The organism is Clostridium sp. AF27-2AA (assembly GCF_003478505.1).
Classification (GTDB): domain Bacteria; phylum Bacillota; class Clostridia; order Lachnospirales; family Lachnospiraceae; genus Brotaphodocola.
On the sequence record NZ_QUFI01000008.1, the window covers coordinates 12,493 to 25,135 of the forward strand.

The 12,643-nt window shown below is 47.5% G+C and carries 9 protein-coding genes; 5 read left to right on the forward strand and 4 right to left on the reverse strand.

The features are described 5' to 3' along the window. Positions 1–92: 92 nt before the first annotated feature. The 5 genes from DWY84_RS17715 (at position 93) to DWY84_RS06085 (ending at position 9,844) form a co-directional block, all read left to right on the forward strand. Positions 93–431 carry a TnpV protein gene (locus DWY84_RS17715; RefSeq protein ID WP_118199520.1) on the forward strand — a complete coding sequence of 113 codons (339 nt, stop codon included), beginning with the start codon at positions 93–95 and terminating at the stop codon, positions 429–431. Positions 432–1,933: 1,502 nt separating this feature from the next. After that, the gene (locus DWY84_RS06070; protein WP_223385287.1) at positions 1,934–7,636 is read left to right on the forward strand and encodes an LPD11 domain-containing protein; all 5,703 of its coding nucleotides are present in this window, start codon (positions 1,934–1,936) and stop codon (positions 7,634–7,636) included. Continuing rightward, positions 7,636–7,968 carry a plasmid mobilization relaxosome protein MobC gene (gene mobC, locus DWY84_RS06075; protein WP_002578947.1) on the forward strand — a complete coding sequence of 111 codons (333 nt, stop codon included), beginning with the start codon at positions 7,636–7,638 and terminating at the stop codon, positions 7,966–7,968. Before DWY84_RS06070 ends, mobC begins: the two co-directional genes overlap by 1 nt. A gap of 116 nt (positions 7,969–8,084) precedes the next feature. After that, positions 8,085–8,369 carry a hypothetical protein gene (locus DWY84_RS06080; protein WP_002578946.1) on the forward strand — a complete coding sequence of 95 codons (285 nt, stop codon included), beginning with the start codon at positions 8,085–8,087 and terminating at the stop codon, positions 8,367–8,369. Between the two features lie 62 nt (positions 8,370–8,431). Further along, positions 8,432–9,844, forward strand: coding sequence for a relaxase/mobilization nuclease domain-containing protein (locus tag DWY84_RS06085; protein WP_002578945.1), 1,413 nt, complete (start codon positions 8,432–8,434; stop codon positions 9,842–9,844). 278 nt (positions 9,845–10,122) lie between these two features. On the opposite strand, the gene DWY84_RS06090 is transcribed toward DWY84_RS06085, so the two are convergent. From DWY84_RS06090 to DWY84_RS06105, 4 genes are read right to left on the reverse strand one after another with little or no spacing between them, the layout of a single operon-like run. Next, positions 10,123–10,992 carry a zinc metalloprotease HtpX gene (locus DWY84_RS06090; protein WP_002588966.1) on the reverse strand — a complete coding sequence of 290 codons (870 nt, stop codon included), beginning with the start codon at positions 10,990–10,992 and terminating at the stop codon, positions 10,123–10,125. A gap of 49 nt (positions 10,993–11,041) precedes the next feature. After that, a complete protein-coding gene (locus tag DWY84_RS06095; RefSeq protein ID WP_002304397.1) occupies positions 11,042–11,305 on the reverse strand; it encodes a DUF1292 domain-containing protein in 264 nt (87 codons plus the stop codon). Between the two features lie 16 nt (positions 11,306–11,321). After that, positions 11,322–11,576 (reverse strand): hypothetical protein, encoded by a 255-nt coding sequence (locus tag DWY84_RS06100; protein ID WP_002588965.1) that lies wholly within the window; start codon positions 11,574–11,576, stop codon positions 11,322–11,324. Positions 11,577–11,585: 9 nt separating this feature from the next. Next, positions 11,586–12,626: a hypothetical protein gene (locus tag DWY84_RS06105; RefSeq protein ID WP_002304399.1), complete on the reverse strand. Its 1,041-nt coding sequence runs from the start codon at positions 12,624–12,626 to the stop codon at positions 11,586–11,588. Between the last annotated feature and the right edge of the window lie 17 nt (positions 12,627–12,643).

Here is a 12,643-nt window from a genome sequence, read left to right on the forward strand (position 1 = left end):
CATCAGCACAAGGATGTTTCAGGAAATCGAAAAAGCGATTGGAGAACATGAGCAGATTAAAGCTACCGAAAGGAGTACAGATTATGAGCGAGATGACTTACAGACAGGCCGGAGATTATCAGATTCCGAACCTTCAGTTGGAGAACGAGGGAGAGAAACCTCTGGGCAAGTACGGCAGGATGCGTCGAGCATTTTTGGAACAGAACAATCCGATGCTCCTGAACGACATGATTCTGACGGAGAGCCTGTTCCCGCACCTGTGGGAGATCGAGGAAACAGCGAAAGCCAGAGTGGAGTTTCTGATGGAGCAGTACCTGAAGGACAGCCCCGCACCGGACAAGGAAACGCAGCAGATGGCGTGGGTGCAGCACATGAACAGCCTGAAAGCACAGGCGGAGGAAGTCGTGATGACGGAGCTTATCAACAGCTGAGTCTGAACCTTTTCCTCTCCGAAAATGAACAAATCAGTTTTATCGACCGAGCAGAGAGCTTTACGCCCTCTGCTTTTTCTTTTGCCCAGGAAGAAATCGACCACTTCCTTCTGCTTGGTAGCAATACCGATGAAGCCCGAAAAGTCGTAGCGCTGGAATATATGAAGCAGAAGCCGTTGGAAGAAATCGTTCAGACCTTAAAGCAGGTCTATCACGGCGGCTATGGTCTGAAAGAAGATAGCGGGAATATCTGTGCGTGGTATGCCGAGGACGGTATCCACCTTGCCAAAGGTTCCTCTGCCATTGACAGCCCCAGAGCGCAGATCGTTTCTTGGGAAACGGTTGCCGAGCGCATTGGAGAACTGCTTGAAAATGGTCGGTTCGCAACTAATGTGGAACTGGTAGAAGCATCCGGATATGAGCGTCAGAAGTTGGCAGAATCCCTGTGGCATCTTTATCACGATTTGAGTGAAGAAGCCCGTTCCAGCAACTATCTGGCAATTCTTCATCAGGAACCGTTTCGTGGTTTCCCTGACGAAACCGCAGACTTGGCTGAAAAGTTGGATGACCCTCGTTTCCACGCAACCTTGGTACAGCAGTATTCGGAATTTAGAAAAACCCTTGCGGAAAATCCCGATCTGCTTCGTTTTCACTATCACAAGCTGAATCTCATTCAGAAACAGCTGTATGAGTTGAATATGCCTTTGCGTGAGTATCAGACCGATATGATGCAGATGCCCCTTGTCCGCCAGTTCATTACGGATGATGAAGTCAATGCAGACTTGACCCGTGGAAGCGGCTTTTCCGGTGGTAAAGCCCGTATTTATAACTACTGGCAGGAGAATCATTCTGCCAAGGAAAAGATGGACTTCCTGAAGCATGAATACGGAACCGGTGGTCATTCCCATGCCTGCTCTGGTGCAACGCACAGCGGTCAGGATCACGATGCCAAGGGTGTTGCTTACACCAAGAGCGGTTGCGATAAATTGCAGATGTCCTGGGCGCAGGTGGTGCAGAGAATCGACGGTCTGATACGAAAGGGACGCTACCTCAGCCCGGAGGAAGAAGCGGAACGACAGGCTATCGAAGAAGCTAAAACTGATCCGTTGGAAGATGTTTATGACCGTTTCGCAGTGATTGATACCGAGGATGGCGAGTATGCGATCTGGGATAATCAGACCGATGACTACTATGTAGACCCGGAAGGCGTTACGGAATACTTCACGGACGAATGGCTTGCCAATGACTATTTGGAGGAAGTTCGTCAGTCCGTAGCTGCGATGGAGTCGGTTCAGCCAGAAGCGCCTGTGGCAGAGCCTGCCGAAGTTGTGGAAGCATCTGCTTCCGAGGAACCGAAATGGAATTATCAGGTCGGTGACACGGTATATCTGGACGATACAGCTTTCCGTGTGGAGCAGATCACGGACAGAGAAGTTCAGCTGCGTGACCCTACGCTTGCTTATCCCATCTTCCGTGCCGAGAATCGTGAGAATTTCGAGCGTATGCTCTCTCAGGACGAAAGAAACCATGCGGTAAGGGTTGATGCCCAAACCGAAGAAAAGCCCGTTACAGAGGATTTTCTGGGCAAAACCGAACCGAGGGACTACACCCCTGAGTATCAGCTGTTAGACCGTCTGCGTATGGACTGCGAATACTTCCTTGGTGCAGGACAGCACAGCGAAAAGCATCTGTGGGCAGGCAACCGCCATGCACAGATTGCCAAGATGCGTGAGCTGTATGAAATGATTCCCGACAAACCAGAATGGCTGACACCTGAGATGATTAACAGCTACGAGGAGCGCATGGCTCCCCGCTATCTGGTTGCCGCCTACCATCACTTTGAAAACGGCTTCGATGATAAACTGGACTACTACACTCTGGAAGAAGCGGAAAAAGCTGCCCAGGGCTATGTGGACGGAACCATGGAGGATGACGGATTCAAGTACGATGGTGCTGCCGTTTACGATCAGCAGGAGCATAAGTGCATCCGTATCTATGGGGACTACCCTGACGAAAAGGCACACGCACAGGTCAGAGCCAGTGCGGAACCCGAACAGCAGGAACCGGAACACTTCATCGATCATTTTTATGTTGCCGAGGACATTCAGAAGCGGGGTGCGCTGGACATCAAGGAATACAGTTCCTTTGATGATGCCCTGCGAGCCTACTATGCACTTCCTGACACGCAGAGAAAAGCCCTGGGTGCAATGAATACCAGAGATCTGCCGGGTAGTCTGGACTTCGTACAGTGCGTAGATGGAAAGGACACCATCATTCAGGATTATGCCCAGGTGGACGGATGGCAGAATGCCGAAGTCATGGACATTATCGCTCAGCTTGAGCAGTCCATCACCACCAGAGAAATCCCACCTGTTCCTGCGGTGAACTTCCACATCACGGATGACAACATCGGTGAAGGTGGACCGAAGCAGAAATTCGCAAGAAACATCGCAGCCATTGAAACTCTGTTCAAACTGGAAAGCGAGAACAGGAACGCCACTACCGAAGAACAGGAGATTTTGTCGAATTATGTCGGTTGGGGCGGTCTGGCAGATGCCTTTGACCCGGACAAGGGAAATTGGGCGAAGGAGTATCAGACACTGAAAAACCTGCTTTCCGAAGATGAATATGCTGCGGCAAGAGCTTCCACCCTGAACGCACATTACACCAGCCCTACGGTCATTCGCTCCATCTACGATGCGGTCGGACAGATGGGCTTTGAAACAGGAAATATTCTGGAGCCTGCTATGGGTATCGGCAACTTCTTTGGTATGCTCCCTCCTGAAATGCAGAGCAGCCGTTTGTATGGTGTGGAACTGGATTCCATCACCGGCAGAATTGCTCAGAAGCTCTATCCCAACGCAGAAATCAAAGTAGCCGGTTTTGAAACGACAGACCGCCGAGACTTTTACGATCTGGCTGTGGGTAATGTCCCTTTCGGCAACTACAAAGTGTCCGACAAGCCGTATGACAAGCTGGGATTCTCCATTCACAACTATTTCTTTGCCAAGGCTTTGGATCAGGTTCGTCCCGGTGGTGTGGTCGCTTTTGTGACAAGCCGTTACACCATGGATTCCAAGAACTCTGACGCAAGGCGATATATGGCGCAGAGGGCGGAACTGCTTGGTGCAATCCGTCTGCCAAACGATGCCTTTAAGAAAAACGCAGGCACGGAAGTCGTGTCCGACATCCTGTTCCTGCAAAAGCGTGACCATCCGATTGACATTGTACCGGAATGGGTAAACCTTGACCGCACCGAAGAAGGACACACCATGAACAGCTACTTTGTCGCTCATCCTGAAATGGTTCTGGGCGATACGGTGGAAGAAAGTACCGCCTACGGCATGGACATTACAGTGCGTCCCATTGAGGGCATGGAACTGTCCGAACTTCTGAAAGAAGCAGTTTCCCACATCCAAGGAACCTATCAGGCTGTGGAGCTTCCCGAAGCTGACAAGGGTAAGGAAATCGAAACCATTCCTGCAACCCCGGATGTAAAGAATTTCTCTTATACCGTGGTGGATGGCAATGTGTACTTCCGTGAAAACTCCCTGATGCGCCGTGTAGACCTGAATGAGAAAGCAAAAGACCGTGTGATGGGCATGGTGGAACTTCGTGGTATCGTCAACGAGCTGATCGAATATCAGCTTGAGGATTACCCGGATGAAATGATTACTCAGAAACAGGCAGAACTGAATGATGCCTACGATGCGTTTGCCGCAAAGAACGGGCTTATCAATAATCGAGCCAATGGTCAGGCATTTGCTGACGATTCCTCCTACTATCTCCTGTGTTCTCTGGAAAATGTGGATGAGGACGGCAATCTGAAAAGCAAGGCGGATATGTTCACCAAGCGAACCATCAAGCCGGAACGCAGAGTGACGAGCGTGGATACGCCGTCCGAAGCTCTGGCAATCTCTATCGGTGAGCGTGGCAAGGTGGATTTGCCGTTTATGGCACAGCTGCTTGGAACACCTGGAGAATACGATGCGATTCAGGCAGAGCTTCGAGGGGTGATCTTCAAAGACCCGATGGCTCCCGATGCTGTGGAAGTTGGATGGCAGACTGCCGATGATTACCTTTCCGGTGATGTAAGAAGCAAGCTGCGTGTCGCACAGATGGCGGCAGACAGGGATTCTTCCTTCCACATCAATGTGGAAGCCTTGCAGAAAGCACAGCCGAAGGACTTGGATGCGTCCGAGATTGATGTGCGTTTGGGTGCAACATGGATTGATGCCGATTATATTCAGCAGTTCATGGAGGAAACCTTTGAAACGCCGTATTACTTGCGCCGTTCCATTGAGGTCAAGTTCTCCGAGCTGACCGCAGAGTGGCGCATCAACGGTAAGAGTTCTCCCAACTACAACGATGTGGCGGCGTATGTCACCTACGGTACAGAGCGAGCCAACGCATATCGGATTCTGGAGGAAACGCTGAATCTGAAGGATATTCGTATCTATGATACGATTGAAGATGCAGATGGTAAGCAGAAGCGTGTCCTCAATAAAAAAGAAACTACCCTGGCACAGCAGAAACAGCAGGCAATCAAGGATGCGTTCCGAGATTGGATTTGGAGAGATCCGCACAGACGAGAAACCCTTTCCACCAAGTACAACGAACTTTTTAACTCCACCAGACCTCGTGAGTATGATGGCTCTCATATCCGTTTCGGCGGCATGAACCCGGATATTACCCTCCGTGAACACCAGAGAAATGCTATCGCTCATGTGCTATATGGTGGAAATACGCTGCTTGCACACGAAGTTGGTGCGGGCAAGACCTTCGAGATGGCTGCATCGGCTATGGAGAGTAAACGGCTTGGATTGAGCCAGAAATCCCTGTTCGTTGTGCCGAATCACTTGACCTTACAGTGGGCAAACGAGTTCCTGCACCTCTATCCGAGTGCCAAGCTCCTTGTTGCCACCAAGAAGGATTTTGAAACAGCAAACCGTAAGAAGTTCTGCGCTCGTATCGCAACGGGTGACTATGATGCAGTCATCATCGGTCACAGCCAGTTTGAAAAAATCCCGCTTTCTGCCGAACGACAGGAACGGCAGCTGCGGGAGCAGATTGATGAGATCGAGGGTGCGATTGCGGAGCTGAAATGGCAGCGTGGCGAAAACTTCACGATCAAGCAGATGGAGAAAACACGAAAATCATTGGAAGCCAGACTGGACAAGCTCCTTGCCGCTGACAAGAAAGATGATGTCATTACCTTTGAGCAGTTGGGTGTAGACCGGCTGTTTGTGGACGAAAGCCATGCGTTCAAGAATTTGTTCCTCTACACAAAAATGCGAAATGTGGCAGGTCTGTCCACCTCCGAAGCCCAGAAATCTTCGGATATGTTTATGAAGTGCCGCTATATGGATGAGCTGACCGGCGGGCGTGGTGTGATCTTTGCAACCGGTACTCCAGTAAGTAACTCGATGACCGAGCTTTATACGGTCATGCGCTATCTCCAGTACAGTACGCTCCAGCAAAAGAACCTGACCCATTTTGATTCCTGGGCATCGACCTTCGGAGAAACAACAACTGCGATTGAGCTTGCACCGGAGGGAACCGGCTATCGTGCCAGAACCCGATTTGCGAAGTTCTTCAACCTGCCTGAACTGATGAATATGTTCAAGGAGGTTGCCGACATCAAGACCTCTGACCAGTTGCATCTCCCTGTTCCCGAAGCAAAGTTTGAAACGGTTGTGGTTCAGCCCTCTGAGTACCAGAAGGATATGGTGGCTTCCCTTTCAGAGAGAGCAGCAGATGTTCATGCCGGTATTGTAGACCCGTCCGTCGATAATATGCTCAAGATTACCAGCGACGGACGAAAATTGGGACTGGATCAGCGGCTAATGAACACCCTGTTACCCGATGACCCTGACAGCAAGCTCAATGCCTGCGTGGGAAATATCCTGCGTATCTGGCAGGACGGTCAGGCTGACAAATTGACCCAGTTGGTGTTCTGCGACCTTAGCACACCGAAAAATGATGGAACCTTCAATGTCTATGATGATGTCAAAACCAAGCTGATTGCAAACGGTGTGCCTGCGGAAGAAGTTGCCTTTATCCATGATGCAGATACCGAGGCAAAGAAAAAAGACCTCTTTGCCAAGGTTCGTACCGGGCAGGTGCGAGTGCTTCTTGGCAGTACGCAAAAGATGGGTGCAGGAACCAACGTCCAGGACAAATTGGTGGCAGTTCACCACTTGGATGTGGGTTGGCGTCCGTCTGATATGACCCAGAGAAACGGTCGTATCATCCGTCAGGGCAACCGGAACAAAGAGGTTCAGGTGTATCAGTATGTGACCGAGGGAACCTTCGATGCCTACCTGTATCAGACCTTGGAAAACAAGCAGAAGTTTATTTCTCAGATTATGACCTCCAAATCACCGGTTCGCTCCTGTGACGATGTGGATGAGCAGGCGCTGTCCTATGCGGAGATCAAGGCGCTGTGTGCCGGCAATCCGCTTATCAAGGAAAAGATGGACTTGGACATTGATGTGGCAAGGCTGAAGGTGCTGAAAGCTGACCACCAGAGCCAGCAGTACCGTATGGAAGATAAGCTTCTGAAATACTTCCCGGCTGAGATTGAAAAGCAGACAGGCTATATTCATGGCTTTGAAGCTGATATTAAAACCGTGGAAGCACACCCGCAGATTGCCGATGGCTTTTGCGGCATGGAAATCATGGGCAAAGCCTACACCGAAAAGGCAGATGCCGGTGAAATCCTCCTTGCGGCTTGTAAGGACACGAAAAGTGCCGATCCGGTTCCTCTTGGCAGTTACCGTGGCTTTCAGATGGAGCTTTCGTTTGACAGTTTCCGGAACGAGTTCGATGTGACCCTGAAGGGCGCTGTGAGCCACAGAGTAGCCCTTGGAACGGACGCACGAGGAAATATCACCCGACTGGACAATGCCCTTGCAGGCATCCTTGAGCGCTTAGAACGAGCCAATGAGCAGTTGAATAATCTCTACAATCAGCAGGAAGCAGCCAAGGCGGAGGTTGGAAAACCGTTCCCGCAGGAAGCAGAGCTGACAGCCAAAAGTCAGCGACTGGCAGAACTGGATGCAGCCCTGAATATGGAGGACTCTGTGGAAAATCGTGACGAAAGAAGCGAGTCAGAGCGTCCTTCTGTGTTGGCTGATCTGAAATCCAAAGCGGAGCATATCCCGCCTGCAAAATACTCTGAAACCCGTGAGGAGGTGTTGTAATGGCAAAGCGAGATCAGGATGTTCATTTCCTTGCATCCAAGGAGGAGGTCGAGCGAATCCATGAGAAGATGGACGAGCTTGGCATCCGCAGCATGGGAGCCTATCTGCGGAAAATGGCTCTGGATGGTTACTGTATCAGACTGGATTTGCAGGATGTGAAAGCCCTGGTTTCGCTCCTGCGAATCTGCTCCAACAACCTGAACCAGTACGCAAAGCGAGCGAACGAAACAGGCAGCATCTATCGTGCTGACATTGAGGATTTGCAAAAACGGCTGGAGGAGATCTGGACGGACATGAGAGAAGTTCTTGTTCGCCTGTCCTCAATCCAGTAATCCGACAACTTGTTGGGAAGTCGCAGTTTCGGCTGCGGCTTTTACATAAGGGTTGACATCATTGCGTTATGGCAGATACCCTTGTACAATATAATTAAAAGAAAGGGGTTGAGCCTATGAAGCTGGTATTGAAGATATTGGCACTGCCGGTGCTGTTCGTTGTAAAAGTGATTTGCATTCTTGGAAATCTGCTTACAAATGTTGTGTCCTATGTAATTGGTTTATTGCTCTTGGTCATTGGCGGATCTGCGATTTACTGCATTGTAAAGGCTTTGTGGCAGTCCCTGCTTATTCTTGTGGTTCTTGGAATTGCGACAATAGCAGCGGTGTTCTTGCTCGTCTGGGCTGTTATGAAAGTCGAGAATATTGGAGAAAGTCTGGGAGCATTTATCAGGTCATAAGATAATATCAGAGAAAAGTCACCGACCGGTGGCTTTTTCTTTTTGGGAAGGAAGTGATGGGAATGGCAGCGACAAGATTGATTGCACTCCATGTGAATAAGGGAAAGACGGTCGCTCAATGTTTGGCAGACAGAACCGACTACTCACAAAATGCCGCAAAAACCAATGATGGCGAATTTATCAGTTCCTATGAGTGTGATCCAAAGACAGCAGATGAGGAATTTCTGCTTTCCAAACGGCAGTATCAGCATATTACCGGCAGACAGCAGAAGAACAATATCATCGCATACCAGATACGCCAGTCCTTTAAGCCGGGAGAAATCACCCCGGAAGAAGCGAACCAAGTCGGCTATGAAACAGCGATGCGATGGACAAAGGGAAAACACGCTTTCATCGTTGCGACCCACATCGACAAATCCCACATTCACAATCATATCATTTATAATTCGACCTCGCTGGATGCCACACGGAAATTCAAAAACTTCTTTCTTTCCGGTCTGGCGGTGCAAAGACTCAGTGATATGGTTTGCCTGGAACACGGGCTGTCCATTATTACACCGAAGCCGTATCGGGAGCGCCAGAAAAGAACTGTTTATCCCAAGAAGCGTACCCAGCGTGACGAATTATGTGATGCGATTGATGCGGTGCTGAAGCAGAAACCAAAGAGCTTTGATGGCTTTGTTCAGGCTCTGGCTGACATGGGATTTGAGTTCAAGGATGGAAAGCAGCCTGCGTTCAAGGGCGAGAATCAGAAGCGTTTCATTCGGCTGCGTTCCCTGGGCGAAGGATATAGCAAAGAGGAAATTCAAGCGGTTATCTCCGGCAAGAACCTGCACAAATCAAAAGGCGGCTCTGCCAAGGCTCCTGCCCCGAAGCAGTTCCAGATGCTGATTGATATTCAGGCAAAGATGGCCGAGGGCAAGACGGTCGGTTATGAAAAGTGGGCGAAGAAGTTCAACCGAAAAGAAGCTGCCCGAACGGTAATCCTACTGAAAGAAAAAGGCTTGGGCAACTACGACGATCTGACTGCTCATATTGAAAATCTGTCTGCCCGGTTCGATGCGCTTTCTGATTCTATCAAGGTCGCAGAGAAACGTATGGTTGAGGTTCAGGCGTTGCAGCAGCACATCAAAAATTATCGCAACACAAGGCAAATTTATATCGAGTACCGCAAGTCTGGATATAGCAAAAAATTCTTTGAAGAACACCGTCAGGAAATCACAATTCATAAAGCGGCGAAGCAAGCCTTTGATGAATTGCAGATTACAAAGCTCCCGTCCATGCAATCATTGTATGAGGAGTTTCATCAGCTGGCAGTCCAGAAAAAGCAGGACTACGCTGAGTACCGTCAGATCAGAAAAGAGAAAGAAGAACTGCTGATTGCCAAACGGACGGTTGAAACGATTTTGAATATCGACAGGCAGAAAGAGCAGGAAAAAGAGAAAGAGAAAGAGGAAAAGAAGAACTTCCGTTAAAGCAAAAAGCCACGGTCTGCACTCCCCAAAGGGTGCGGATCGTGGCTGCTTTTTTGCTTTTCGATTTCGGTGCTTTCAACCATGGGCAAATTTTTATTCTACTGTTCTTTGAGAAACGATTGAAAATCGTGTAGCCATCATCGGCAGATGATGTTCAAAGGGGATTGGGGATGCTTCCCCAACAAGCAAATTTGCGAAGATTGCACCGAAGGGAAAATCGAGAAAATGAGTGAACCTGTACAGGTTTACACTGCTTGCCAATTTGTGAGATTATGAATTTAGTATCGAGAATAGGGTACACCTAAATTTTGCAATGCTGCAACCCTATCATCGTTGCATGGATGAGTTGAGTATATTGCACTGAGAAAACCATCATGCGGAACATCTGAGATATGTTGGTCTAATACCGTCGCTAATTCAAGACCAAAACCAATTTTATAAGCAAATTCATCAGCCAGATACTCATTTTGTCTCATAGACCACATCAGAAAAAGCATACAGAACTTTACCCATAACCAAGAAAGTGCTGTTGATATTCCTGCGAAAACTGCGGTAATTATACCCATTACACCACTACGAGAGCATATTGCGAACAGCCCCATGATTGCAGAAAAAATCCAGTAGGATATTTTGATTAACAGGAGGCACCCGGATATAAATATATTGCCCCCGCCAATCAATAATTGGATAACAGTATGTCCGTATGAGAGATGTCCGATCTCATGGGCGAGAATTCCAAGTATCATATCATCGGAGAGTAAAAGCAATCCGTCAGTTATGCATAGTGTTTGCCTACCTAGAGCAAATGCATTTGGAGCAGGATCATGGATAATCTTCACTTTCACTTTTTTAGGACAGTATGATGTGTTCTCTTTTGCTTTATCTAAAACATATTGAACCAGCGGGACAACTCGAAGTTTTATATCTACTCTTTTTATATCGCTTGCTCCTGCGAAGGCAGCCAGGCACATTTCGCCTAATGGGGATAAGCTGATAGCTACTGTGAAAAAGTAAATACAAATCAGTTCAACAATGCTTCCTGACGAACCGAACACAGCAACAATCAGCAGAATATTAAGAGTAAAGAACAGAAGAGTTCCTAAGTTTGAGAAGCGAACAATTCTGCCTACACGATGCCAAATATCCATAATGCACCCCCCTTTTATCGTGTTGTTGGTTTGAGCTTGCATTGTTTAATTACTCAAATGTAAAGAAATCTTTGTTTCGCTCTTTGAACAGAGCAAAGACAGTCTCTAACACAAATTCGTTTTCAACACCAACATATTCTTCTGTTTCATCGTCAATTTCTTTCAGCTGCAAAATAACAACTTGCCCATCCGAATCTCCAATAGGAAGCAGGACAACATATTCGTTCTGGCGATACGGTATTAAGTCAAGAAATTCAAATTCAACTTCGTTCCCATTCTCATCATTCAAAGTTATAATGTTGTCTTCATCCATGTCGTCGTTCCTTTTCTTAATATAAATAATTATCGTTGATAATGATGCCTAATAGTTCAAAGAGATTATCCTTTTTGGAAAGAATGCATTTTTTCATGGCTTGTTTAATTTGTTCCGTTGAAATGCTATCAGGCAACATTTCCCTTGGGACACCATGACCGAATTGCCGAAAATACTGTTCTTCGATTTCATAATACTCATTATCAATTTTCGGTTCAGGTGTATTAAGGAAGCTATTCATAAAATCTGCAACGCTCTTGTTTTTGTCCATTGTATGCACCTACCTTTCTCTGCTCAAGACCCTAACATGATTATCTGGTCTAATAGAATCAATCATTGAAGAAAAAATACCAAACGCTGTAGGAAAGAAATTTGCTAATAGCTCTAATTTGCCTTGGTCTCCCATAGACGCTTCAAAAAAGTGGGCAAAGGCTTCTGCTTGTAGATTGCCCGGTCTCGTCCAATAGTTCCTTGAGTGACCATAATTTCCGTGCAATTGACCATTTGTTGTCGCATCAATTAAGTCCGAGAAGGAGTGAGCTGAATCCTGCCTAATACGGGTCAGAAAAGCAGTTTGCTTTTCCACTGGAAGATTGTTATATAAGCTCAGGATTCTTTGTCCGTCCTCAACCAGTGCCTCAGCAAATTCTGGAGTATTGGATAGATTGCTCCGATAGTTGCACGAAGCATGGTCGATCATGTGAGCAAGCTCGTGGAAATAAGTTGTTCCTGCACCTCTTGGATTTGTCATATCAGAAGCTGCATTGTAGTAGACTCCTCGTGAATGCCCTATATAATTTCCCGGTGAGTAATGTGCTGTCTGATCCGGTGGATATTCAGAATCTTGTATCATCAGTTTACCAGCGAAATGGTCAAACACTTCTCTGACATTCTGCTCTGCATTTTCATGGCGTTGTGATATAACAGCGATATATCCGTCTGGTGTGCTACCTTGGGTTAGCACGCCAAGGCAATACTGATAAGACGAATTACCAACATTAGGTGTTTGCAGACCCTGGAGGAAAGAATTTCGTGCAGAAGGAGTGTCCAAATTAACATTATCATATTCTTGTACACTTTTGGCAAGTGAAGCAACGTATTTTTCGGCCTGAAGCATAATCTGTAAAATATCATTCAGGGCTTTGTTGCAATCTTTTACGATAGTTCCCAGCTCATCGTACTTCTTGTCATTCCATCCAATTCCCAATTGCTGATATTTCATCTTCACAGAACTTCTTGTAGTTTCGATAGAAGAAATGGAGGTCCGCATATTTTTCAGTATTGTCAGTAATTGAGTTGCATCAGCATTTACGTTGCTCAAACACTCACCTCCTCATT

What these genes read in the sequence shown, in the direction of transcription:
- DWY84_RS06100 (WP_002588965.1), bottom strand. Translation starts at nt 11,576, where the DNA reads ATGGACAAAAACAAGAGCGTTGCAGATTTTATGAATAGCTTCCTTAAT.
- DWY84_RS06085 (WP_002578945.1), top strand. Translation starts at nt 8,432, where the DNA reads ATGGCAGCGACAAGATTGATTGCACTCCATGTGAATAAGGGAAAGACG.
- DWY84_RS06070 (WP_223385287.1), top strand. Translation starts at nt 1,934, where the DNA reads ATGCTCTCTCAGGACGAAAGAAACCATGCGGTAAGGGTTGATGCCCAA.
- DWY84_RS17715 (WP_118199520.1), top strand. Translation starts at nt 93, where the DNA reads ATGACTTACAGACAGGCCGGAGATTATCAGATTCCGAACCTTCAGTTG.
- DWY84_RS06090 (WP_002588966.1), bottom strand. Translation starts at nt 10,992, where the DNA reads ATGGATATTTGGCATCGTGTAGGCAGAATTGTTCGCTTCTCAAACTTA.
- DWY84_RS06080 (WP_002578946.1), top strand. Translation starts at nt 8,085, where the DNA reads ATGAAGCTGGTATTGAAGATATTGGCACTGCCGGTGCTGTTCGTTGTA.
- mobC (WP_002578947.1), top strand. Translation starts at nt 7,636, where the DNA reads ATGGCAAAGCGAGATCAGGATGTTCATTTCCTTGCATCCAAGGAGGAG.
- DWY84_RS06095 (WP_002304397.1), bottom strand. Translation starts at nt 11,305, where the DNA reads ATGGATGAAGACAACATTATAACTTTGAATGATGAGAATGGGAACGAA.